The organism is Acidibrevibacterium fodinaquatile, from assembly GCF_003352165.1.
In the GTDB taxonomy this organism is placed as follows: Bacteria; Pseudomonadota; Alphaproteobacteria; order Acetobacterales; family Acetobacteraceae; genus Acidibrevibacterium; species Acidibrevibacterium fodinaquatile.
Window position 1 is genome coordinate 1,549,764 of record NZ_CP029176.1, and the last position, 23,201, is coordinate 1,572,964.

23 protein-coding genes are annotated in these 23,201 nt (G+C 68.7%); 20 read left to right on the forward strand and 3 right to left on the reverse strand.

Annotation, left to right across the window (positions count from 1 at the left end; genetic code table 11):
* Window positions 1-318: 318 nt before the first annotated feature.
* The gene (locus DEF76_RS07485) at window positions 319-609 is read right to left on the reverse strand and encodes a type II toxin-antitoxin system RelE/ParE family toxin (RefSeq protein WP_114911798.1); all 291 of its coding nucleotides are present in this window, start codon (window positions 607-609) and stop codon (window positions 319-321) included.
* A complete protein-coding gene (locus tag DEF76_RS07490; protein WP_114911799.1) occupies window positions 602-847 on the reverse strand; it encodes a type II toxin-antitoxin system ParD family antitoxin in 246 nt (81 codons plus the stop codon). Before DEF76_RS07490 ends, DEF76_RS07485 begins: the two co-directional genes overlap by 8 nt.
* A gap of 406 nt (window positions 848-1,253) precedes the next feature.
* Here DEF76_RS07490 and tnpA point away from each other — a divergent pair, with 406 nt between their 5' ends.
* Genes tnpA through DEF76_RS07510 form a run of 4 tightly spaced genes read left to right on the forward strand, consistent with a single transcriptional unit; the run spans window position 1,254 to window position 3,091 of the window.
* A complete protein-coding gene (gene tnpA, locus DEF76_RS20165) occupies window positions 1,254-1,655 on the forward strand; it encodes an IS66-like element accessory protein TnpA (RefSeq protein ID WP_162800538.1) in 402 nt (133 codons plus the stop codon).
* Window positions 1,652-1,864, forward strand: a complete 213-nt coding sequence (locus DEF76_RS07500; RefSeq protein WP_114911801.1) for a hypothetical protein — start codon at window positions 1,652-1,654, stop codon at window positions 1,862-1,864. The genes tnpA and DEF76_RS07500 overlap by 4 nt, the downstream gene beginning before the upstream one ends.
* Window positions 1,861-2,076: a WCX domain-containing protein gene (locus DEF76_RS20330; RefSeq protein WP_408842830.1), complete on the forward strand. Its 216-nt coding sequence runs from the start codon at window positions 1,861-1,863 to the stop codon at window positions 2,074-2,076. The genes DEF76_RS07500 and DEF76_RS20330 overlap by 4 nt, the downstream gene beginning before the upstream one ends.
* Entirely contained in the window at window positions 2,069-3,091 is a 1,023-nt protein-coding gene (locus DEF76_RS07510) for a PD-(D/E)XK nuclease family protein (RefSeq protein ID WP_162800539.1), read from the forward strand. Before DEF76_RS20330 ends, DEF76_RS07510 begins: the two co-directional genes overlap by 8 nt.
* Before the next feature lie 15 nt (window positions 3,092-3,106).
* Here DEF76_RS07510 and DEF76_RS19685 read toward each other — a convergent pair whose 3' ends face one another.
* Window positions 3,107-3,316 carry a hypothetical protein gene (locus tag DEF76_RS19685; RefSeq protein ID WP_205216136.1) on the reverse strand — a complete coding sequence of 70 codons (210 nt, stop codon included), beginning with the start codon at window positions 3,314-3,316 and terminating at the stop codon, window positions 3,107-3,109.
* Between the two features lie 12 nt (window positions 3,317-3,328).
* Here DEF76_RS19685 and DEF76_RS19690 point away from each other — a divergent pair, with 12 nt between their 5' ends.
* From DEF76_RS19690 to nifJ, 16 genes are all read left to right on the forward strand, one after another.
* On the forward strand, window positions 3,329-3,577 hold the full coding sequence (locus tag DEF76_RS19690; RefSeq protein ID WP_205216137.1) for a hypothetical protein: 249 nt from the start codon (window positions 3,329-3,331) through the stop codon (window positions 3,575-3,577).
* A gap of 119 nt (window positions 3,578-3,696) precedes the next feature.
* Entirely contained in the window at window positions 3,697-5,232 is a 1,536-nt protein-coding gene (gene glgA, locus DEF76_RS07520) for a glycogen synthase GlgA (RefSeq protein ID WP_240319134.1), read from the forward strand.
* 5 nt (window positions 5,233-5,237) lie between these two features.
* Complete coding sequence (gene glgP, locus DEF76_RS07525) at window positions 5,238-7,805, forward strand: alpha-glucan family phosphorylase (protein ID WP_205216138.1); 2,568 nt, start codon at window positions 5,238-5,240, stop codon at window positions 7,803-7,805.
* Window positions 7,806-7,816: 11 nt separating this feature from the next.
* Complete coding sequence (locus DEF76_RS07530; RefSeq protein ID WP_114911806.1) at window positions 7,817-8,995, forward strand: 4Fe-4S dicluster domain-containing protein; 1,179 nt, start codon at window positions 7,817-7,819, stop codon at window positions 8,993-8,995.
* On the forward strand, window positions 8,982-9,446 hold the full coding sequence (locus DEF76_RS07535) for a cyclic nucleotide-binding domain-containing protein (protein ID WP_114911807.1): 465 nt from the start codon (window positions 8,982-8,984) through the stop codon (window positions 9,444-9,446). The genes DEF76_RS07530 and DEF76_RS07535 overlap by 14 nt, the downstream gene beginning before the upstream one ends.
* Entirely contained in the window at window positions 9,443-10,291 is an 849-nt protein-coding gene (locus DEF76_RS07540) for an FAD/NAD(P)-binding protein (protein ID WP_114911808.1), read from the forward strand. Before DEF76_RS07535 ends, DEF76_RS07540 begins: the two co-directional genes overlap by 4 nt.
* Window positions 10,292-10,295: 4 nt before the next feature.
* The gene (locus tag DEF76_RS07545; protein ID WP_114911809.1) at window positions 10,296-11,105 is read left to right on the forward strand and encodes an NADH-quinone oxidoreductase subunit B family protein; all 810 of its coding nucleotides are present in this window, start codon (window positions 10,296-10,298) and stop codon (window positions 11,103-11,105) included.
* Window positions 11,080-12,369 (forward strand): Ni/Fe hydrogenase subunit alpha, encoded by a 1,290-nt coding sequence (locus tag DEF76_RS07550; RefSeq protein WP_114911810.1) that lies wholly within the window; start codon window positions 11,080-11,082, stop codon window positions 12,367-12,369. Before DEF76_RS07545 ends, DEF76_RS07550 begins: the two co-directional genes overlap by 26 nt.
* Window positions 12,366-12,896 carry a hydrogenase maturation protease gene (locus DEF76_RS07555; protein ID WP_114911811.1) on the forward strand — a complete coding sequence of 177 codons (531 nt, stop codon included), beginning with the start codon at window positions 12,366-12,368 and terminating at the stop codon, window positions 12,894-12,896. Before DEF76_RS07550 ends, DEF76_RS07555 begins: the two co-directional genes overlap by 4 nt.
* Window positions 12,889-13,152 carry a hydrogenase maturation nickel metallochaperone HypA gene (locus tag DEF76_RS07560; RefSeq protein WP_114911812.1) on the forward strand — a complete coding sequence of 88 codons (264 nt, stop codon included), beginning with the start codon at window positions 12,889-12,891 and terminating at the stop codon, window positions 13,150-13,152. Before DEF76_RS07555 ends, DEF76_RS07560 begins: the two co-directional genes overlap by 8 nt.
* Window positions 13,153-13,158: 6 nt before the next feature.
* Complete coding sequence (gene hypF, locus DEF76_RS07565; protein WP_114911813.1) at window positions 13,159-15,450, forward strand: carbamoyltransferase HypF; 2,292 nt, start codon at window positions 13,159-13,161, stop codon at window positions 15,448-15,450.
* Window positions 15,450-15,686, forward strand: coding sequence for a HypC/HybG/HupF family hydrogenase formation chaperone (locus DEF76_RS07570; RefSeq protein WP_114911814.1), 237 nt, complete (start codon window positions 15,450-15,452; stop codon window positions 15,684-15,686). Before hypF ends, DEF76_RS07570 begins: the two co-directional genes overlap by 1 nt.
* Complete coding sequence (hypD, locus tag DEF76_RS07575; protein ID WP_114911815.1) at window positions 15,683-16,774, forward strand: hydrogenase formation protein HypD; 1,092 nt, start codon at window positions 15,683-15,685, stop codon at window positions 16,772-16,774. The genes DEF76_RS07570 and hypD overlap by 4 nt, the downstream gene beginning before the upstream one ends.
* Window positions 16,771-17,811, forward strand: a complete 1,041-nt coding sequence (gene hypE / locus DEF76_RS07580; protein ID WP_114911816.1) for a hydrogenase expression/formation protein HypE — start codon at window positions 16,771-16,773, stop codon at window positions 17,809-17,811. Before hypD ends, hypE begins: the two co-directional genes overlap by 4 nt.
* Window positions 17,812-17,914: 103 nt before the next feature.
* Window positions 17,915-19,549, forward strand: coding sequence for an NAD(P)-binding protein (locus DEF76_RS07585; RefSeq protein WP_114911817.1), 1,635 nt, complete (start codon window positions 17,915-17,917; stop codon window positions 19,547-19,549).
* 1 nt (window position 19,550) lies between these two features.
* Window positions 19,551-23,135 carry a pyruvate:ferredoxin (flavodoxin) oxidoreductase gene (gene nifJ, locus DEF76_RS07590; RefSeq protein WP_114911818.1) on the forward strand — a complete coding sequence of 1,195 codons (3,585 nt, stop codon included), beginning with the start codon at window positions 19,551-19,553 and terminating at the stop codon, window positions 23,133-23,135.
* Window positions 23,136-23,201: the final 66 nt, after the last annotated feature.

The window sequence follows — 23,201 nt, forward strand, 5'->3', positions numbered from 1 at the left end:
TGAGACAGCAGTGGATGAGCCATCTTCTCTTTCTATTTTTGGAGGGCTGACCGCGTTTTTGGTCTTTGCCGGCTTTTGTCAAAAGATGCGTAGCATATATGAACGATTGAGCGGGAATTGATATAATTTGTAATTAATTTGTATAGGCGAATGATTGCGCAATCCATTCCCCGCGCCCGTGGGGTGCATGCATGTTATTGCCAAGCGTATTGAAGGGTGCCCGCTCCTTTAATATTGATATGACACTCCGCCGCTTGCGTGCCGAAAATCTCCGCAATGGCGTCGAGCACTGGCCCGGCGGCGCGGCGAGGCATAGGCTTACACGTGGCGCGTGGCGTCCATGCGGTCATGCAGGATGCGAACGACGGCGATGCCATAGGGCGCAATACGAAAGTAAATCATATGGCGCTCAACGGAGCGCCGTCGATACCCGGGGCGGATGTGGTCGCAAGCTGGCGCGGCTTTGGGCGCGCGGGCGAGTTCTTCAAAGGCGATGGTCAGCCTGTCGATATAACGGCTTGCCTGCTCGGTTCCCCACTGGTCGCGGGTGTAAATTGCGATATCCTCCAAATCACGCTCTGCGGCTGGCGAAAGTCGGTAATCAGCCATGCGAGAGTTTCATTTTTCGCTTGAAGGCTGCCGGGTCGAAAGGTTTGGGCTCGCCGCTGTTTTCGCCTTCTATCAAGGCTTGACGGATGCTGTCGATTGCGGCGCTGCGTTCCTGCTCGCGACGGATAAGGTCGCGGATATATTCGCTGTCATTGGTGTAGTGGCCATGGTCGATCTGCGCCTTAATCCAAGCATCCTGCTGGTCGGTCAAGGTGATAGTCTTGCGCACAGTGCCCATGCTTCATCCACCCCGAGTGCAAAAATCATACTATCGGTGCATATTAGCGCATAAAAGCGTGCCACTCAAGTTTCATGGTTTCCATGTCAGTTTTAAGGCTATCTGCGTTTCCACTTGAAAAGCGCTCATCGGAATGAGCCTCGGCGCGGCTCAGCAGGCGACGGGGAGGAGGGTCAACTGTCGGAGGTTGCAGGCCCCCGCAACCACTTTTACCGAACTCGTAAACAAATCGGAACCAGCGCCGGCAACGGCGCCTGGCGTCGCCCCTGCGCCGTAAGCGCAGCTCCGCGGTCCTTCTTCCGCTGAGCCGGACGGGTGTGCTTGGACGTCCTGGGTATGGGCTGTTCGAGCTATCGTTATGGATGGCGTTGCCGACGACGCGAAGGGTGAGTTCCGGCGGATCGAGATGCTGACGGGTCCGGCCCGGCGGCGGCGTTGGTCGGAGGCGGAGAAGGCTCGGATTGTCGCCGAGACGCTGGTGCCCGGTGCAGTAGTGAGCGCGATCGCCCGCCGCTGGCAGGTTTGCCCGCAGCAGGTCTTCGGTTGGCGGCGTGCGGCGCGGGCGAGTGATGTGGCGCTGCCGACGAAGCCGGAGAGGCCGGCGTTCGTGCCGATCGTCAGTGCGGCCCCGGGGCCGATGGTGACCGAGGCCGCTTCGCCGACGCCGACGATGACCGCGCCGCCCGCGCTACCCTCTGCGCCCGCCGTTGAGGTTACGCTTGCCGGGGCGGTGGTGCGGGTGGCGTCGGGCACGGACGGCGCGTTGCTGACGGCGGTGCTGCGCGCGGTGCCGGCCTCGGCGGCATGATCGCGGTTTCCCCCGGCGTGCGGGTGTTGCTGGTGACCCGTCCGGTGGATTTCCGCAAGGGCGCGCACGGGCTGGCGGCGCTGGCGGCGGAGGTGCTGGACCGCGGCTTTGCCCACGACGAGGCATTTTTGCTCGCCGACTACGCGGCGCAATCGTTTGGGGTGTTTCAGGAGCCGCCGGCTGGCTCTTTCACCCCAGCCAAACCCTGACCGACGAGGAGGATGGCAGCTTCACTGTCCGCTTTCGCGCTGGTGGGCTGCGGGAAATCTGTTGGCATCGGTTTACATGGAGCGATACGGTAACGATCATCGCGCCGGCGGCGTTGCGGCAGGAGATGCGGGAGATGCTGAGGGTGGCGTCGCAAGGGCATGGCTTCAATCACGAATCTGCCGGCGAGTTGGGGGAAAAGCGGGATGACTGAGGAAGAAATCAATGAACTCCTGCAGCAGTTTCCGGAGATGCGCAAGCTGGTAGCGCACCTTCTGCGCAGGCATGTCGACACGATTTTGAACGTGGGCGGTCGCGGCTATTACGAAAACCCGATGTCCGATCTTTTGGCGTTTTTTCTTGATCCCAGCGCCTGCCATGGGCTCGGCGATCTGGTGTTGTCGACCCTTCTGCGCTCCCTCGAAAGAAACGATTTAAATCCTATCTTGACGGGGCCTCCGATCCGGGAAGACGTGAACCGCATTGACATCGTGTTGCCGAGTGAAAATTTCGTTATCGCGATCGAGAACAAAATCCACCACGGGCCGAACAACCCTTTTGATGCTTACCGAGAGGCGATCAATCGCCAATATGCTAAAATCCCAGAAAAAAATCGGATTTTCTGTCTTCTCGCCCCGCGCCAGCCGCACCCAGCCATACCCTGTTGGCAATGGCTAGACACCAGGCGCCTTATCGCGCTGATTTGGGAAGAGCTGGGACACCGTCAGAGACACGTCGAGCACACAAAATGGGTGCTTCTACTTCAGGAGTTCCTTAAAACCGTCGAGCAAGAGACCATGCCAATCATGAATGATTACCAATTCGGAGAGATTGCAGATAATTATAAACAGTTTGCAAAATTTGAGCGACTTCGTTGGCAGTTTATAGATTCTTTAAAAGAAAAACTAAGAGAATTAGCATTGCAAATTGTACCTATAGGCGGTCTATCGGAAGAAGTACAAAAGTGGGGTAATGCAATTGCTATTTCCATAATGCCCTATGCCGGAAATCTCCAAAAAATTTCATTTCTATTGTATGATGGACAAGTTCCCAATGAACCTCGTTACGCGATTCAATTATATAGTTTGGCCGAGTTGGTAGGTTTTCCTCATGTTAGCAATTGGCGGGAAACTGTCAACGGAAACCAACTCTACGTTTACCGAAATGATTATAACGATTTAGATGCCGCGTTCGGAGGGTTTCAACAAGCGCTCACGGCGATCCTCTAGCGAGGCTGTTCAATGCTATGAGATAGCGAGCAGCGCGATCATATTATCGATACTGGCGAGCCCGGCGCGGTCATATTCCCAGGTCAACGCGCCATGGACGGCGAAATCCTGCCAACCGTCGCTGACCCCGACATACCCCGCGCTCGCCGCCCCTATGACGTCGCGCTGAGCCGCGTCAGCGGCGACCAGCGCCAGGCCATACGGCCCCTGCTCCGCCCACAGCACGCGGCGCCGGCGGTGGCGTTCGATGGCGGGCAATGGGACGCTGCCGGGTTCGCCGCATTCCGCCACGTCGGCGGCTATGCGCGCTTCATCGCCGCGCTGTCTGCTGGTGGGCGAGGATCTCGGCATGGCGGGCCGAGGCGGCGCACTGGCGCCATCGGCTGCCGCCTGCCGACGGCGGGTCTGGGCTCGGATGCGCTGGCACGTTCCCTGACCGCCGCGATCGCCACCGCCCGTGCCGGAGCGATGGATGGTGAGCCGTGAAGCGGTCGGCGGAATGATATTGATGGCGAATTTGATCCGCATCAACGACATGGTCAGCCAGCGGCACTATCCACAACCCCGTAGTCCGCGGAGAAGCCGGGCCGGGAGGATCAAGGAACATGGACGTGAGGAACATGGACGTTACGTCCTACGGCCCGTCGGTCCATCGGTTGCGGGTGCTGTTTGCGACATCGGAATTGTTTCCGCTGGCCAAGACCGGTGGCCTCGGTGACGTCTGCGCGGCGCTGCCGGTGGCCCTGGCGGCGTTGGGGGTCGATATCCGCGCGATCCTCCCTGGCTATGTCAGCGCTCTCGACACCGCGCGGGGCAAGCGCACCCTGTCCCGGCTGCCCAGCGGCGGGACGCTGCTGCTCGCGCGTACGCCCGATACGGGTCTGCCGGTTTATCTCCTCGACTGGCCGGAACTGTTTCGCCGCCCGGGCGGTCCCTACCAGGACCAGGACAAGCGGGACTGGCCGGACAATCTGCGCCGCTTCGCCGCGTTCTCCGCCGCCGCCGCCGCTCTCGCGGAGCAAGGCGACACCGCCGGCTGGCGGCCCGAGCTGGTGCATGCCAATGACTGGCACACGGGGTTGCTGCCGGCCTTCCTCGCGCTCCGGCACGGGCCGCGTTCGCCCAGTCTCTTCACCATCCACAACTTGGTCTTTCAGGGCAATTTCCCACTCGACGCCGCCCGCGCGCTCTCACTGCCCGAGGCGCTGCTGACACCTGACGGGGCCGAGTTCTACGGCCGGTTCTCCTGCCTCAAGGCGGGCCTGCGCTACGCCGACCGTCTGACCACGGTCAGCCCCACCTATGCCCGCGAAATCCTGACCCCCGCCTTTGGGGCCGGAATGGAGGGGCTGCTGCGCGCCCGCGCCGCCGACCTGACTGGCATCCTGAACGGCATCGACACCGACATCTGGAACCCGGCCGCCGATCCCGCTCTGCCGGTCCCCTTCGATGCCGACCACCTGGCCGGCAAGCGGGCAGCCAAGGCGGCTTTGCGCCGGGAGCTGGGCCTCGATCCGACGGCGGATGGCCCGCTGGTGGTCGGTGTCAACCGCCTGACCGAGCAGAAGATGGCCGATGTGGTGCTGGCGGCGCTGCCAGCGCTGCTCGACATGGGGGCGCAGGTGGTGCTGCATGGGGAAGGCGATCCGGGGCTCGAGGCCGCTTTCCGCGCCGCCGCGATTGGCCGCGCGGATCAGCTCGCGGTGCGGATCGGCTACCAGGAGACGCTGGCGCATCGTCTGAACGCCGCCGCCGACCTCGCGCTGACCCCGTCCCGCTTCGAACCCTGCGGCCTGACCACGATGTATGCGATGCGCTACGGCGCGCTGCCGGTCACCCGCAAGGTGGGCGGGCTGGCGGACACGGTCACCGATATCGACAGCACGCAAACCGGGGGGCGCCCGGGCACCGGCTTCACCTTTGACGATCCCACCGCCGCGGCGCTGGCCGACTGCTTGCGCCGCGCCGGCAGTCGGTTCCGCGATCCGATCGCTTGGCGCCGGGCGCAGCGCGCCGCGATGGGCCGCGATTTCAGCTGGGAGGGGTCGGCCCGCCGCTATCTGGCGCTGTATGACGATATGGTGGTGAGCGCCGACGCGCCGCGGTCTCCTGAGCCGGCGTTTCTGGAGGCGGCGGAGTAACGGCGGTGGCCTCCCCGGCCCCCATCGCCGCGATGGTGCCGTGCTGGGGGTTGGCGCTGCCGCCGCCGCTCGCCGGGCTGCGTGATCTCGCGCTCGATCTGCGCTGGACCTGGAGCCATCGGGGCGATGCGCTATGGGAACGGATCGACGCCGAATTGTGGCAGCGCACGCACAATCCCTGGACCCTGCTCGAAGACGTGCCGGCCGCGCGGCTGGCGGCGCTGGCCGCCGATCCCGGTTTCCTCGCCCATCTCGATGCGCTGGCCGCGGAGCGCCGCGCATATCTCACCGCGCCGGGCTGGTTCGCCGAGACCCATGGACGCGCGGCATTGGCCGGCGTCGCCTATTTCTGTCTGGAGTTCGGTCTCGGCGAGGCGCTGCCGCTCTATGCCGGCGGGCTCGGCGTCCTGGCGGGGGATTATCTGAAGACGGCGAGCGATCTCGGTGTGCCGGCGATCGGCGTCGGGCTCCTGTACCAGGAAGGCTATTTCCGCCAGATGATCGACGCCACCGGCTGGCAGCAGGAAGCCTACCCCTATAACGAGCCGACGATGATGCCGGTGCAGCCGGTATTGGATCAGGCCGGGACGCGGCTCCATATCCTGCTCGACCTGCCCGGGCGCCGCCTGCGTCTGCGCGTCTGGCGCGCCATGGTCGGGCGCACCGCGCTCTATCTGCTCGACAGCAACGATGCGCTGAACACCCCGGTCGATCGCGGCATCACCGGCAAGCTCTACGGCGGCGGCACCGAGATGCGGCTTTTGCAGGAAATCGTGCTCGGCGTCGGCGGCTGGCGGCTGGTCGAGACCATACATCCCGAGATCGAGGTCTGCCACCTGAACGAGGGTCATGCCGCCTTCGCGCTGCTGGAGCGGGCGCGCAGCCTCTCGGCGCGGCTCGGGATCGGGTTCGAGGAGGCGCTATGGGTCAGCCGCGCCGGCACCGTCTTTACCACCCACACCCCGGTGGAGGCTGGGTTCGACCGCTACCCAGTGGCTCTGCTCGAACAATATCGCCACGCCGCGATGGGGCCGGCGGCCGAGAAGATCGCCGCGATCGCCTTGTCGCTGGCCCGGACGGAGCGCGACGCGCCGGTCAACATGGCCTTCCTGGCGATGCGCGGATCCTACATCAGCCTCGGCGTTAGCGCGCTGCACGGCGCGGTCAGCCGGCGCATCTTCCAGCCGCTGTTCCCGCGCTGGCCCGAACGCGAGGTGCCGGTCGGGCATGTGACCAACGGCGTCCACATGCCATCCTGGGAATCGCCCGAGGCCGACGCGATCTTCGCCCCGGCCGGTGGCGAGGCGCGTTGGCAGCGCATGGCCGAGCCGCTGCGCGACGTGATCGCCGCGGTGGATGACGCAGCGCTGTGGGAAATGCGCGGACGATCGCGTCAGCGGCTGGTGACGGCGGTGCGCGCCCGCCTCGGCCGCCATCTGACCGGCCGCGGCCACGACCCCGCGATGGTCGCGCGCGCCGAGAGCGTGCTCGACCCGAACACGCTCACCCTCGGCTTCGCGCGCCGCTTCACCGGCTATAAGCGCCCCAACCTGCTGCTGGCCGATCACGCCCGGCTGGAACGCCTGCTCGGCGACCCGCATCGCCCGATGCAGCTGGTGGTGGCCGGCAAGGCGCATCCCGCCGACGAGGAGGGCAAGCGGATGATCGCGGAGTGGGTGGCCTTCACCGCCCATCCCGAATTCTGGGCGCGGGTCGTATTCCTCGAGGATTACGACATCGCGCTGGCGCAGGAACTGGTCCAGGGCGTCGATGTCTGGATCAACACGCCGCGCCGGCCATGGGAGGCGTGCGGGACCAGCGGGATGAAGGTGATCGCCAATGGCGGGATCAATCTTTCGGTGCTGGATGGGTGGTGGGCCGAGGGCTTTGCCCCCGATCTCGGCTTTGCGATCGGGGCCACCACCGCGCCCGACCCGGCGGCACAGGACGCCGCCGATGCCGCCGAACTCTACACGATTCTGGAGCGCGAGGTGGCACCCGCATTCTATGACCGCGATCCGGCTGGCATCCCGCGCGCGTGGATCTCCCGCATTCGGCGCGGCATGGCGGTGCTGGCGCCGCGTTTCAGCGCGACCCGCATGCTGCGCGACTATCTGGAGCAGGCCTATCTGCCGGCCAGCGCCGCCCTGCGCCGGCGCTTGGCCGATGGCGCGGCGGCGGCGCGGTCGCTCCGCGCGTGGGAACGCCGGCTGCGTCACGGCTGGAAGAGCCTGCATATCGGCGCCCCCGACATGACGGCCGAGGCCGATGGCTGGTCCTGCCACGTGCCGGTCTATCTCGGCGAGATCGCCGCCGAGGATGTGCGGGTGGAACTTTATGCCGATCCGCCCAAGAACGATGCGCCGAGCGATGCGCCGAGCGATGCGCCGGGCGCTGCGCTGTCGGTCGCGCTGGCGCGCGGCGCCCCGGTGGCGGGCGCGGTGAACGGGTTCACCTATGCCGGCCGGGTGGTCACCACCCGGCCGCGCCGGGATTTCACCGTGCGGATCGTGCCAAGTCATCCCGAGGCCAGGGTGCCGGCCGAACTTCCGCTGATCCGCTGGCAGGAGTAGAATTCACCGCCATGTCCCCGACCGCGCCGCCCGGTCCTGACGCGCAAACCGCCCCCGTCCTGCTCGATCGCGCCGGGCTGCAGGCTTTGGTCGACGCGCTGGTCGCGCGCGGCTTCGACGTGATCGGCCCAACCTTGCGCGACGGCGCCATCGTCTATGACCGGATCGCCGACATCGCGGCGCTTCCAGCCGGTTGGACCGATCGCCAGGAGGCCGGGCGCTACCGTTTGGAACGTCGCGCCGACGCCGCTCTATTCGGCTACGCGGTCGGCCCGCAATCCTGGAAGCGCTTTCTACACCCGCCGGAGGAAACGCTCTGGCGCGCTCGCCGCCAGGATGACGGCTTCACGATCACGCCGGAACCGCCCGCGCCGGCGCCCTTCGCCTTCCTCGGCGTGCGTGCCTGCGAGTTGCACGCCATCGCCATCCAGGACCGCGTGTTTCTCGGCGGGGCGCATCAGGATCCGGGCTACGCGGCCCGGCGGCAGGGCGCGTTCCTGGTCGCGCTGAATTGCGGCACGGCGGCCGGCACGTGCTTCTGCGCCTCCATGGGAACTGGCCCGCGCGCCGAGAGCGGGTTCGACCTCGCGCTGACCGAGCTGATCGACGCTACCCGCCACGATTTCCTCGCCGTCGCCGGCAGCGAAGCCGGCGCCGCGCTGCTCGCCGTCCTGCCGACGCGCCCGGCGGGGTCGGATGCGACGGCGGCGGCCGAAGCGGTGCTGGCGCGCACCAAAGCCGGCATGGGCCGGCATCTCGACACCGATGGCCTCAAGGAGCGGCTGCAAGCCAATCCCGAGCATCCGCGTTGGGACGCGGTGGCGGCACGGTGCTTGGCCTGCGCCAACTGCACCCTGGTCTGCCCGACCTGCTTCTGCACTTCGGTCGCCGACCATACCGATCTTGCCGGGACCGAGGCGACGCGGGTGAAGCGGTGGGATTCCTGCTTCACCGCCGATTTCTCCTTCATCCATGGCGGGTCGGTGCGCGCCAGCGGAAAATCGCGCTACCGGCAATGGCTGACGCATAAGCTCGCGCACTGGATCGACCAGTTCGGCAGCTCGGGCTGCGTCGGCTGCGGGCGCTGCATCGCCTGGTGCCCGGTCGGGATCGACATCACCGCGGAAGCGGCGGCCATCCGCGCCATGCCGGGGAAGGCGGTGGGGGAGGGGAAAGGTGGAAACGCTTGAACGCCTGCTGCTCGGCCATGAGTTCCTGGCCGGGATCGATCCCGCCCTCGGCCGGAGGCTGGTCGGCTGCGCGCGCAACCTGCGCTTCGCGCCCGGGGAGTATCTGTTCCGCGAGGGCGGGCCGGCCGACGAGTTCTACCTGATCCGCGAGGGAAGGGTGGCGTTGGAACTGCACGCCCCGGCCCGCCCGCCGATCGTCATCGAAAGCCTCGGTGGCGGAGAGATGGTCGGCGCGTCGTGGCTGGTGCCGCCCTATCGCTGGGGGTTCGACGCCCGGGCGACCGCCGACACCCGTGTCTTCGGCCTCGACGCCCATTGCTTGCGCGGCAAATGCGACGCCGACCATCATCTCGGCTACGAGATGATGCGGCGGCTGCTGCCGGTGATGGTGCGCAGGATGCAGGCGGCGCGGCAACAGATGCTCGACGTCTATGGGCACCCGCCGGCATGAGCGCCGCGCCACCGGCAGCGCTGGCCGATCCGATGCTGCCGGCGCCGTGGCGGGTGCGCGCGGTGCGGCGGGAGACGGCGGACGTCGTAACGCTCGACCTGGTGCCGCTCGCCAGCGGCGTGCCGTGCTTCGCGCCGGGCCAGTTCAACATGATCTATGCCTACGGTGTCGGCGAGGTGCCGGTCAGCCTGAGCGGCGACCCCGCCGATCGCTCCTGTTTCGTCCACACCGTCCGTGCCGTCGGCGCGGTGAGTGCCGCGATCGCCGGCGCCGCGCCGGGCAGCGTGCTTGGCCTCCGCGGGCCGTTCGGCAGCGCCTGGCCGGTGGATGCGGCGGCCGGCCACGATCTGCTGATCGTCGCCGGCGGGCTCGGGTTGGCGCCGTTGCGACCGGCGATCTACCGGGTGCTGGCCAGAAGCGAGCGGTTCGGCCGCATCGCGGTGCTGTATGGCGGGCGCGGCCCGGCGGAGCTTCTGTTCCGCGACGAACTTGCCGTCTGGGGCGCGCGCGCCGACGTGACGGTCGCGGTCACGGTCGATCATGCCGATCCGTCCTGGCATGGGCATGTCGGCGTGGTGCCGAGGCTGATCGGGCAAATCGGCTTCGATCCGCCCAACACGGTGGCGCTGCTGTGCGGGCCAGAGGTGATGCTGCGCTTCACCGCCACCGCGCTCCGCGCCGCCGGCGTCGCGGCCGAGCGCATCCATCTGTCGATGGAACGCAACATGAAATGCGCGATCGGTCTTTGCGGCCATTGCCAGTTCGGACCCGATTTCGTCTGCCAGGACGGGCCGGTGCTGCGCTATGACCGCATTGCCGCGCGCCTCGCGGTCCGGGAGATCTGAGGCCATGAACGCGCGCCTCCCTTCCACGCGCCCGCGTCCCACCCTGGCGGTGTGGAAATTCGCCTCCTGCGACGGCTGCCAATTGTCGCTGCTCGATTGCGAGGACGAATTGCTCGCCGTGGCCGGGGCGCTGGATATCGCCTATTTCGCCGAGGCGTCGAGCACGCTCGGTCCCGGCCCCTATGATCTTTCCCTGGTCGAAGGCTCGATCACCACCGCGCGGGACGCCGAACGCATCCACGCGGTGCGAGCGGCCTCGAAATATCTCATCACCATCGGCGCCTGCGCGACCGCCGGCGGCATCCAGGCGCTGCGCAATTTCGCCGACGTGAACGACTACATCGCCGCGGTCTATGCGACGCCCGCCTATATCAGCACGCTCGCCACCTCGACCCCGATTGCCGCACATGTGAAGGTCGATTTCGCGCTGCATGGCTGCCCGATCAACAAGACGCAGTTGCTGGAGGTGATCTCCGCCCTGCTCGCCGGGCGCACGCCGGACATTCCGAACGAGAGCGTCTGCGTCGCCTGCAAGCGGCGCGGCACGCCCTGCGTGATGGTCGCGCACGGCACGCCCTGTCTCGGCCCGGTGACGCGGGCCGGCTGCGGCGCGATCTGCCCGGCCTACCAGCGCGGCTGCTATGGCTGCTACGGCCCCGCCGAGGCGGCCAATACCGCTGCCCTCGCTGCCGCCTGGATCGCGCTCGGGGCCGACCGGACGAGCCTCCAGCGCGCCTTCCGCAGCTTCAACGCCGCGGCCGAACCGTTCCGCAAGGAGAGCGACGCCCATGGCGACGAAAACCATCCGGGTTGACACTCTGACCCGCGTCGAGGGCGAAGGCGCGCTCGAACTCGACATCGCGGACGGCGCGGTCGCCGGCGTCCGGCTCGCGATCTTCGAGCCGCCGCGTTTCTTCGAGGCCCTATTGCGCGGGCGCGCCGGCGCCGAAGCGCCCGACATCACCGCGCGCATCTGCGGCATCTGCCCGGTCGCCTATCAGATGAGCGCGGTCCATGCGATCGAGGACGCCTCCGGCATCACGCTCGATGGACCGCTACGGGCGCTGCGCCGGCTGCTTTACTGCGGCGAATGGATCGAAAGCCACGCCCTGCACATCGTGATGCTGCACGCGCCCGATTTCCTCGGCTTTCCCGATGCGATCAGCATGGCGGCCGCGCATGGCGCGGTGGTGCGGCGGGGGCTCGCGCTCAAAAAAGCCGGCAACGACCTGCTCCGTCTCCTCGGCGGGCGCGAGATCCATCCGGTGAACGTGCGCGTCGGCGGATTTTATCGCGTGCCGACGCGCGCCGAACTCATCGCGCTCGCGCCGGTGATGGCGGCGGCACGCGACGATGCGATCGCTCTCGCCCGGTTCGTCGCCGGATTTTCGTTTCCCGATTTCGCCCGTGACTACGAATTCGTCGCCCTTCGCCACCCGGCGGAATATCCGATGAACGAAGGACGGGTGGTCTCGAACCGTGGCCTCGACATCGCGGTTACCGATTACGACAGCGTCTTCGCCGAACGCCACGTCGCCTATTCCACCGCGCTGCAATCGACGATCGGCGCGCGCGGGAACTATGTCGTCGGCCCACTCGCGCGGTTCAATCTGAATTTCGACCGGCTCAGCCCCTCGGTGCAGGCGCTGGCGGCGGAATTCGGCATAAGCGAGGGCTGCGCCAATCCGTTCCGGAGCATCATCGTCCGCGCGCTCGAACTGGTCTATGCTTGCGAGGAAGCCGAACGCCTGATCGCCGCATACCATCCGCCCGCGGCACCTTCGGTCGCCGTCGCGCCGCGCGCCGGCGTTGGCATCGCCGCAACCGAGGCGCCGCGCGGCCTGCTTTATCATCGCTATGACCTCGATGCCGCGGGCATGATCCTTGCTGCGCGGATCGTGCCGCCGACCTCGCAGAACCAGGCGACGATCGAGGACGATCTCCGGATCATCGCCACTCGCGACCTCGACCTCCCGGAAGAGGATCTGCGCGATCACTGCGAACAGGCGATCCGCAACTACGACCCGTGCATCTCCTGTTCCACCCATTTCCTGCGCCTCACGGTGCGACGGCGATGAGCGCGCCGGCGCTGGTGATCGGTCTCGGCAACCCCGATCGCGGCGACGACGCGGTCGGGCTCCACGTCGCGCGGCAGGTCGCGGCCCTCGGCATGCCGGGCGTTGCGGTGATGGAGGCGGAGGGTGACACGCTCGCCTTGCTCGACCGTTGGGCGGGCGCGACGCGCGTCTTGGTGGTTGATGCCGCCATGATGCGCGCGGCGGTGATGCCCACGCAGCCGGGAAGCGCAGAGATGGGGAGCGCAGCGATGGAAGGCGCGGAGCCGGGGCGCATCCACAGGCTGGACCCGTCGCTCGGCCCGCTGCCGCGCGATCTCGCGCTGGGCTCGACCCATGCCTTCGGCCTCGCCGACGCGGTGGAGCTGGCGCGCACGCTCGGGCTTCTGCCGCGGCGGATGGCGATCTACGCCATCGAGGCCGGGGGCTTCGACCCCGGTGCCGCGCTCTCGCCGGCGGTGGCGGCGGCGGCGGCGGACGCAACGGCGCTGATCGTGGCCGAACTGAGGGAGGGACTGGCCGATGCATGAAACCGGACTGGTGCGCGATCTGATCCGGCGGATCGATCAGGCGGCGGCCGCGAACGGCGCGGCGCGGGTGTCGGGCGTGCGGGTGTGGCTGGGCGCGCTCAGCCATCTCTCGGCGGACCATTTGCGCGAACATTTCGTGGTCGAGGCGCGCGGCAGCATCGCCGAAGGGGCGCGTCTGGTGATCACCGAATCCGATGACCTCGTCGATCCCGACGCACAACACCTGCGCCTGGAAAGCCTGGAGATGGAGGTCTGAGCGGCGATGGATGCGATGGCGCCGGAACGGCTCCGGATCGCGCTCGCGGGCGTGGTGCAGGGCGTCGGTTTCCGCCCCTTCGTCTATCGGCTGGCGCGGGAGACGGGGATCGCCGGTTTCGTCCGTAACGACGGCGCCGGCGTGCTGATCGAGGCCGAGGGCACCGCGCCGGCGCTGACGTGTTTCCTCGACCGTCTGACGCGAGACGCGCCCCCCCACGCCGTGGTGACGGCGCGGGACGTGGTCCGTCTGGCGGCCCGGGGCGCCGAGGGCTTCACGGTCGCGGCGAGCGCCGTGACGGAGGCTAGTTCGGCGGTGGTGATGGCCGATCTGGCAACCTGCCCGGACTGTCTCGGCGAGATCAACGATCCCGCCGACCGCCGCTATCGCTACCCCTTCACCACCTGCGTCGCCTGCGGCCCGCGCTACAGCGTGATCGAGGCTCTGCCCTATGACCGCGCGCGCACCACGCTGCGGCGGTTTCCGCTCTGCCCGGCCTGTGCGGCGGAGTATGCCGATCCGGCCTCGCGCCGGTTCCACGCGGAATCGATCTGCTGCGGAGAATGTGGTCCGCAGCTTGCGCTGTGGGATGCGCGCGGAACCGTGCTGGCGACATGTGCGGCGGCACTTGCCGAGAGCGCGGCGGCGCTGCGCGCGGGGAAAATCGTCGCACTCAAGGGACTCGGCGGATTTCAGTTGCTGGTCGATGCCGGCAACGCCGCAGCGGTGGCCGCGTTGCGTGTCCGCAAGCGGCGGCCGCGCAAACCTTTCGCGCTGATGGTCGCCGATCTCGATGCCGCGCTGGCGATTGCCCACATCTCGGCGGCCGAGCACGCGGCGCTCGCCTCGCCGGCCGCGCCGATCGTGCTGGCGGCGCCAAAGCCCGCGGCGGCGCGCGCGCTGGCGCCGGGGCTGGCTCCCGGCATGCCCTGTCTCGGCCTCATGCTGCCGACCACGCCGCTCCATCATCTGCTGCTCCAGGATCTCGACTTCCCAGTGGTCGCCACCAGCGGCAACCTCGGCGGCGGGCCGATCCTGGCTGACGAACACGCAGCACTGACCGAGCTTTCCGGTGTCGCCGACATGTTCCTGGTGCATGACCGTCCGATCATTGCCGCGGTGGATGATTCGGTGGTCCGCGTGATCGCCGGCGAGGTGACGGTGCTGCGCCGGGCGCGCGGCTATGCGCCGCTGCCGCTGGCCTGGCCGGGGGTGGAGGCGCCGATCCTGGCGCTCGGCGGGCAGCAGAAGAACGCCGTCGCCACCGGGTTCGGCGGGCGGATCTTTCTCGGCCCCCATGGCGGCGATCTCGACGGCGCGGCGGCGCGCGAGCGGTTCCAACAGAACGCCGCGCATCTCTCGGCGCTGCATGGTCTGCGCCCGGCGCGGATCGCCTGCGACCGGCACCCCGACTACGCCAGCACGCATCATGCGGAGACGCTGGGGGCCCCGGTCATGCCTGTTGCGCACCATCTGGCGCATGCGCTGTCCGGCATGGTCGATGTCGGGAGCGACGGCCCGCTGCTGGCGGTGGCCTGGGACGGCGCGGGCTATGGCGGCGACGGCACCGTCTGGGGCGGGGAGTTCCTGGCGATCGCGCCGCCGCGCTGGCGCCGCGCAGCACACCTGTTGCCGTTCCGCCTGCCGGGCGGGGATGCTGCGGCGCGCGAACCCCGCCGCGCCGCGCTCGGCGCGTTGCAGGCGTTGCACGGCGCCGCCGCGCTGGAGATGACAGATCTGCCTCCGGTTGCGACCTTCACGGCCGCCGAACTTCGCGTGCTCGCCGCCATGCTGGCGCGCGGCGTCGCATCCCCGCTCGCCAGCAGCGCCGGGCGACTATTCGATGCCGTCGCGGCCCTGCTCGATCTCTGCCAGCGCGCGAGCTTCGAGGGCGAGGCGGCGATGGCGCTGGAAGCCGCCGCTGCGGGGGCGGAAGCCGCGCCGCTGCCGGCCCCGGAGGTGAGCGGCGATCGCCCGCTGGTGGTCGATTGGCGGCCGACGCTCGCCGCCCTGCTCGCCGGACGCGCCGCCGGTCTGCGCCCGGGTCCGCTCGCCGCCGGCTTCCATGTCGCGCTGGCCGAGTCGATCGTCGCGGTGGCGCGGCGGCTGGGCGCGCGCCGCGTGCTGCTCACCGGCGGATGTTTCCAGAATGCCCGGCTGACGGAGCACACGGTGATCGGGCTGCGCGCGGCCGGGATCGTCGCGTTCCGCCATCGCCTTGTGCCGCCGAACGATGGCGGCCTCGCCGTCGGCCAGATCGCCTTCGCCGCCGCCCCGCTGATCGAGGAGAACGTCTGATGTGCCTTGCGGTTCCCGGCCAGGTTCTCGCCATCCTCGGCGACGATGCGCTGACCCGCTCCGCCCGGGTGGCGTTCGGCGGCATCGTCAAGGAGATCGCGCTCGCCTTCGCGCCGGGAGCGCGGGTGGGCGATTACGTGCTGGTGCATGCCGGCGTCGCGATCGCGGTGCTGGACGCGGAGGAAGCGGCGCGCACGCTCGCCGACCTCGCGACGCTGGCGGAGGACGCGGCATGAAATATCTCGACGAATACCGCGATCCCGCCGCCGCGCGGCGTCTGGCCGGGGCGATCCGCGCGCTGGTCACGCGCCCGTGGACGATCATGGAAATCTGCGGCGGGCAGACGCATTCCCTGTTGCGCCACGGGATCGACCAGATGCTGCCCGATGCGGTCACGCTGCTGCACGGCCCGGGCTGCCCGGTCTGCGTGACCGCGGCCGAGGTCATCGATCAGGCGATCGCGCTCGCCGCCATGCCTGGTGTGATCCTCTGTTCGTTCGGTGACATGCTGCGCGTGCCGGGCACGGCGGGCAGCCTATTGGGCGCGAAAGCGCGCGGGGCGGATGTGCGGATGGTCTATTCGCCGCTGGATGCGCTGGCGCTCGCTAAGGCCAATCCGGCGCGCGAGGTGGTGTTCCTCGCCGTCGGGTTCGAGACCACGGCGCCGGCGACCGCGATCGCGGTGTTGCGGGCGGAGGCGGCAAAGCTCGCGAATTTCAGCCTGATTTGCGCGCATGTTCTGGTGCCGCCGGCGATCGAGGCGCTGCTCGCCGCGCCGGACAATCCGGTGCAGGGCTTCCTCGCCGCCGGGCATGTCTGCACGGTGATGGGCTATGGTGAATACGCGGCGATCGCGCGCCGCTTTGGCGTGCCGATCGTGGTGACGGGGTTCGAGCCGGTCGATTTGTTGCAGGGTCTGCTGGCCTGTCTCAGTCAGTTGGAGGAAGGCCGCGCCGAGGTGGAAAATCGCTATGCGCGTTCGGTTCGTGACGGCGGCAACGCCGCCGCACAGGCGGCGCTGCGGCGCGTGTTCGTGCCCGCGCCGCGCGTCTGGCGCGGCATGGGCGAGATCGCGGCGAGCGGGCTCGATCTCGCGCCCGCTTATGCGCGCTTTGATGCCCGCGCGCGGTTCCGTCCCGCGATCGCCGCGCCAATCGCCGCCGGCCCGTGCCTCAGTGGCGAAATCCTGCGCGGGCGGACGAGGCCCACCGCCTGCCCCGCCTTCGCCACGTCCTGCACCCCCGACCATCCGCTCGGCGCCACCATGGTTTCCTCCGAAGGGGCCTGCGCCGCCTACTATCGCTACCGGCGGGCGGCGGCATGAGTGGCCCCGCCTGTCCGCTGCCGGTGGCCGAGGAGGGCGTGATCGAACGTGGCCATGGCGGGGGCGGCGCGCTCACCTCGCGCCTGATCGCGGAGCTGTTTCTCCCCTGCTTCGGCGTGTCATCGGCGGCGCCGCTCCACGACGGCGCGACCCTCGCGGTGGGCGGCAGCCGCCTCGCCTTCACCACCGATTCCTTTGTCGTCACCCCGCTCGAGTTCCCGGGTGGGGATATCGGCGTGCTGGCGGTGATCGGCACGGTGAACGATCTCGCGATGTGCGGGGCGCGGCCGCTCGCGCTCAGCGCCGGGTTCATCCTGGAAGAAGGGTTGGAAATCGCGCGGCTCCGGCGCATCGCCGCCTCCATGGGCCGGGCGGCGGCGGCAGCCGGGGTGCGCGTGGCCACCGGCGACACCAAGGTGGTGGAGCGCGGCAAGGGTGACGGGATTTACATCACCACCGCCGGCATCGGGCTGATCCCCGCCGGTATCACCATAGGACCGGCGGAGGTGAGACCGGGCGACGCTCTATTGCTGAGCGGGGATCTCGGACGGCACGGCATCGCCATCATGGCCGCGCGCGAGGGGCTGGGGTTCGAACCGGCGATCGGCAGCGACCTCGCCTGCCTCGCGCCGGCGGTGGCGGATCTGATCGACGCCGGTATCACGCCGCACTGCCTGCGCGACCTCACGCGCGGCGGGCTGGCCTCGGCGTTGGTGGAGATCGCTGCCGCGGCCGGGGTGGAATTGCGCGTCGACGCCGCCGCGGTGCCGGTCTGCGAGGCGGTGCGGGGGGCGTGCGAGATTCTCGGCCTCGATCCCTGGTATGTGGCCAATGAGGGCCGGATGGTGGCGTTCGTTGCGGAACAGCATGCGGCGCGCGCGCTCGACGTGCTGCGGCGCCATCCCGGCGGGGCGCGTGCGGCGATGATCGGCCGGGTCGTCGCCGCGCCCGGGCGCGGGCGCGTGCTGGCGGCGACGATCGGCGGGGTCCGGGTGCTCGATCTGCTGAGCGGGGAGCAACTGCCGCGGATCTGCTGATGCGGCCGACTTCGTTCGTGGCGGCGCGGCGCCGGTTGACCGAGATCAATGCGTCCGTCATCGCCGCGCATAGGCTCTCTCCTTGCGGAAAGGAGAACCGCAGATGCTGAAACGATCCGACCTGACCCCGGCGATCGATCTCACCGCCGAACCCGGCGCCGGCCCGACGCGTCTGCGCCGCCCGATCTATGTCGATCTCCTGCCACCGTGCCAAAACGCCTGCCCGGCCGGGGAAGACATCCAGGGCTGGCTCGCCCTCGCCCAGGCCGGAGACCATCACGCCGCGTGGCTGCGGCTGACCGCCGACAACCCATTGCCGGCGACGCATGGGCGGGTGTGCTATCATCCCTGCGAAACCGCGTGCAACCGCAACGAACTGGACGCGGCGGTCAGCATCCACGCCGTCGAGCGCTTTCTCGGCGACCGCGCCAATGAGCAGGGTTGGCGGTTTGCCGAAGCCGCTCCAGCGTCAGGCAAGCGGGTGCTGGTGGTCGGCGCCGGCCCCTCGGGGCTTGCCTGCGCCTATCACTTGGCGCGGCTCGGGCACGCCGTCGAAATCCACGAGGCCGGACCGGTCGCCGGTGGGATGCTGCATTTCGGCATTCCGGCCTATCGCCTGCCGCGCGCGGACCTGGCGCGCGAGATCGCCCGCATCGAAGACTTCGGGGTTCGCATCATACTCAACCGGAAAATCGACGACCTCCTCGCCGCGCGCGACGCGGGCCGGTTCGATGCCGTGTTCGTTGCGATCGGCGCCGGGCTTTCCCGCCATGTGGAGATCCCCGCCCGCGATGCCGCCCGCGTGCTCGATGCGGTCAGCCTGCTGCGCGAGGTGAGCGCCGGCGAGCCGCCGCCGCTGCTCGGCCGGCGGGTGGTGGTCTATGGCGGCGGCAACACCGCGATGGACGCCGCCCGCACCGCCCGCCGCCTCGGCGCGTCCGAGGCGCTGATCGTCTATCGCCGCGACCGCGCGCATATGCCCGCGCATGCGTTCGAGGCCGACGAGGCGCTGGCTGAGGGCGTGAAGATCAAATGGCTCACCACGATCAGGGAAATCGCCGCCGATGCGCTCACCGTCGAACGCATGACGATCGACCCGGACGGTCATCCGCAGCCGACCGGGGAGATCGAGACCCTGAGCGCCGATGCGGTGGTGCTGGCGCTCGGCCAGGACAGCGACAGCGGATTCCTCCGCCGCGTCGCGGGTGTCGCGGTGAACCCGGACGGCACGGTGGCGGTGGGGCCCGACATGATGACCGGGGCGGCGGGGATTTTCGCCGGCGGCGACATGATCCCGGCCCAGCGCAGCGTCACCGTCGCGGTCGGTCATGGCAAGCGGGCGGCGCGGCACATCGATGCCTGGCTGCGCGACGCCGCCCGCACCGAGCCCGCCCCGCCGCCGCTCGTCAGCTTCGCGATGCTCCACTTGCCGGTGTTTAGCGATGCCGATCCGGCCTTGCTGCGCGAAACCCCACCCGCCGAGCGCACCGGGTTCGCCGAGATCACCGCCGGCCTCACCCCACCCGAGGCGCGCCGCGAGGCGCAGCGCTGCCTCTCCTGCGGCGTTTGTTTCGAGTGCGACAATTGCTATGCCGCCTGTCCGGAGGACGCGATCGTGAAGCTCGGCCCTGGCAACCGCTACCGTTACGACTACGCGAAATGCACCGGCTGCGCGGTCTGCTTCGAACAATGCCCGTGCCACGCGATCTCCATGATCGCCGAACCGGTGGCGGGTTGAGATGGCGACGCGCGCCACGCTGGACGGCAACACCGCCGTCGCCCATGTCGCCTATCGGGTCAACGAGGTCTGCGCGATCTTCCCGATCACGCCATCCTCCCCGATGGCCGAACTCGCCGACGAATGGGCCGCCGCCGGGATCCCCAATCTCTGGGGCGAGGTGCCGGTGGTGCAGGAGATGCAAAGCGAGGGCGGGGCCGCCGGCGCCGTGCATGGCGCGTTGCAGGCCGGCGCGCTGACCACGACCTTCACCGCCTCGCAGGGCTTGCTGCTGATGCTGCCCAACATGTTCAAGATCGCCGGCGAGCTGACGCCGACGGTGTTCCATGTCGCGGCGCGTTCGGTCGCGACGCAAGCGCTGTCGATCTTCGGCGATCATTCCGATGTCATGGCGGTGCGGTCGGCCGGCTTCGCGCTGCTCTGCTCGGCCTCGGTGCAGGAGGCGCACGATCTGGCGCTGGTCGCGCAGGCGGCGACGCTGGCCGGGCGGGTGCCGCTCCTGCATTTTTTTGATGGGTTTCGCACCTCCCACGAGGTGAACACCTTGACGTTGCTGGAGGACGCGCAGCTCCGCGCGCTGATCGACGACGCGCTCGTGCATGCCCACCGCGCCCGCGCGCTCGACCCCGAGCATCCGGTGGTGCGTGGCACCGCCCACAACCCGGACACGTTCTTCCAGGCGCGCGAAACGGTGAACCCGTTCATTGCCGCGATGCCCGGCCATGTGCAGGCGGCGATGGACCGGCTCGGCGCGCTGACCGGAAGGCGCTACCGCCTCTTCGACTACGACGGCCCGCCCGACGCCGAGCGCGTGGTGGTGGTGATGGGGAGTGCCGCCGAGACCGCGCGCGCCACCGCCGCCGCGCTGGGTGCGCGCGGGGAAAAGCTCGGCGTGGTGCAGGTGCGCCTGTTCCGCCCCTTCGCCGCGGACGCCTTCCTCGCCGCCCTGCCGGCAAGCGTGCGGAGCATTGCCGTTCTGGAACGCACCAAGGAGCCGGGTGCCAGCGGCGAGCCGCTCTATCAGGACGTGGTCAGCACCCTCGCCGAGGCGGTCGCCACCGGCGCGCGCGCCACCATGCCGCGCGTGATCGGCGGGCGCTTTGGCCTCTCGTCGAAGGATTTCACCCCGGCGATGGCGAAAGCGGTGTTCGACGTGCTGGCCACGCCCAGTCCGCTTCACGGCTTCACCGTCGGCATCACCGACGACGTCGGCCACACCAGTCTTACGGTCGACCCCGATTTCTCGATCGAACCGGCGGACGAGGTGCGGGCGGTGTTCTACGGCCTCGGCGCCGACGGCACGGTGGGCGCCAACAAGAACAGCGTAAAGATCCTCGCCGAGGATGCCGGCCGCTACGCGCAGGGCTATTTCGTCTATGATTCGCACAAATCCGGCGCCGAGACGGTATCACACCTGCGCTTCGGCTCGCGGCCGATCGAGGCCCCCTATCTGATCGATCGCGCGAATTTCATCGCTTGCCACCATTGGGGTTTCGTCGGCCGCCACGACATCCTGCGCCTCGCCGCTCCTGGCGCCACGCTGCTGCTGAACAGCCCCCATGGACCCGATCGGCTATGGGAGCATCTGCCACGGGCGATGCAGGCGCGCATCCGCGATCTCGGCCTCAAGCTGTTCGTGATCGACGCCTCCCGCACCGCCCAGGAGGTCGGGCTGCGCGGGCGCACCAACACCATCCTGCAGACCTGCTTCTTCGCCATCGCCGGCGTGCTGGCGCGCGACGAGGCGATCGCGCGGATCAAGGAATCCATCCGCGAGACCTATGGCGGCAAGGGCGAGGACGTCGTGCAGCGCAATTTCGCGGCGGTGGACGGCACCCTCGCGCACCTCGCTGAAGTGCCCGTCCCCGCCGCTGTCACCGCGACCTGGGACCGCCCGCCGCCGGTGCCGCAAGACGCCCCCGCTTTCGTCCGCGCCGTCACCGGCGCCATGCTAGACGGGCGCGGGGATGAGATCCCGGTCAGCCTGATGCCGGTCGACGGCACTTTCCCGCCCGGCACCGCCGCTTATGAAAAACGCGACGTTGCCGAGGAGGTGCCGATCTGGGAGCCGGAGACCTGCGTGCAATGCGGCCAGTGCGGCTTCGTCTGCCCGCACGGCGTGATCCGCGCCAAATACTACGACATCGCGCGGCTCGCCGGCGCGCCGGAAGGGTTCCGCTCAGCGCCGATCAACGCGCGCGGGTTCCCGGACATTGCCTTCACCTTGCAGTTCTATCTCGAGGATTGCACTGGCTGCGGGCTTTGCGTTGAAGCCTGCCCGGCGTTCAGCGCCAGCGAGCCCGGGCGGAAAGCGATCAACCTCACCGCCAAAGGTGACCTTGCCATCGCCGAACGCCCGCGCATCGCGTTCTTCGAGCGGTTGCCAATCGCCGATCGCGCGCGGGTCGATTTCGCCAATGTGCGCGGCGTGCAGTTCCTGGAACCACTATTCGCCTTCTCCGGCGCCTGCGCCGGCTGCGGCGAGACGCCCTATCTGAAACTTCTGTCGCAATTGTTCGGCGATCGGATGATGGTCGCCAATGCCACCGGCTGCTCGTCGATCTACGGTGGCAATCTGCCGGTCACGCCGTGGACGAAGAACAGCGAGGGGCGCGGCCCGGCGTGGTCCAATTCTTTGTTCGAGGACAACGCGGAATTCGGCCTCGGCTTCCGCCTCGCCGCCGACCAGCACGTGGCGCTGGCACGGCGGCTGGCGCAGGAGCTGGCGCCGCGCCTGGGGGCGGAACTGGTGGCCGAGCTGCTGGCCGCGCCACAACGCCAGGAATCCGAAATCCGCGCCCAGCGTGCGCGGCTGGCGGAGCTGCTGCGCCGGCTCGACGCACTCGGCCCCGACCCGGCGGGGGGCCGGCTCCGTTCGATCGCCGACCATCTGGTCCGGCGCAGCATCTGGCTGGTGGGCGGCGATGGCTGGGCCTATGACATCGGCTATGGCGGGCTCGATCACGTGCTGGCGAGCGGGCGCGACGTCAATGTGCTGGTGCTCGACACCGAAGTCTATTCCAATACCGGTGGCCAGGCGTCGAAAGCCACCCCGCTCGGCGCGATCGCCAAATTCGCCGCCGCCGGCAAGCGCACCGCGCGCAAGGATCTGGCGTTGCAGGCGATCGCCTATGGCGACGTCTATGTGGCGCAGGTGGCGATGGGCGCCAATCCGCAGCAGACATTGCTCGCGTTCCGCGAGGCCGAAGCCTACCCCGGCCCGTCGCTGATCCTCGCCTATTCGCACTGCATCGCCCATGGCTACGATCTGCGCGACGGATTGCGCCAGCAGGATCTGGCCACGGCCTGTGGCTACTGGCCGCTGTTCCGCTACAACCCGGCGATGCGCGTGGCCGGGCAGAACCCGTTTCGGCTCGATTCGCCGCGCCCGACCATTCCGTTCCGCGACTACGCCTATCACGAAAGCCGCTACCGCGCGCTGGCTGACGCCCGGCCCGAGGAAGCGGCGCAGTTGCTGACCGCGGCCGAGGCCGCGATCGCCGAGAAGTATCGCAGCTACGAGGAAATGGCCGGCTGGCAGGCGGAACGGTTCCCCCCGGAGGCGCCGAAGGCGGGGCGGCGGTAACCGCTGCCTTCAGGCCGCCGGCACCGCCGCGCCCGGGATTCCGGATTTTTCCAATACCTGGCTTAA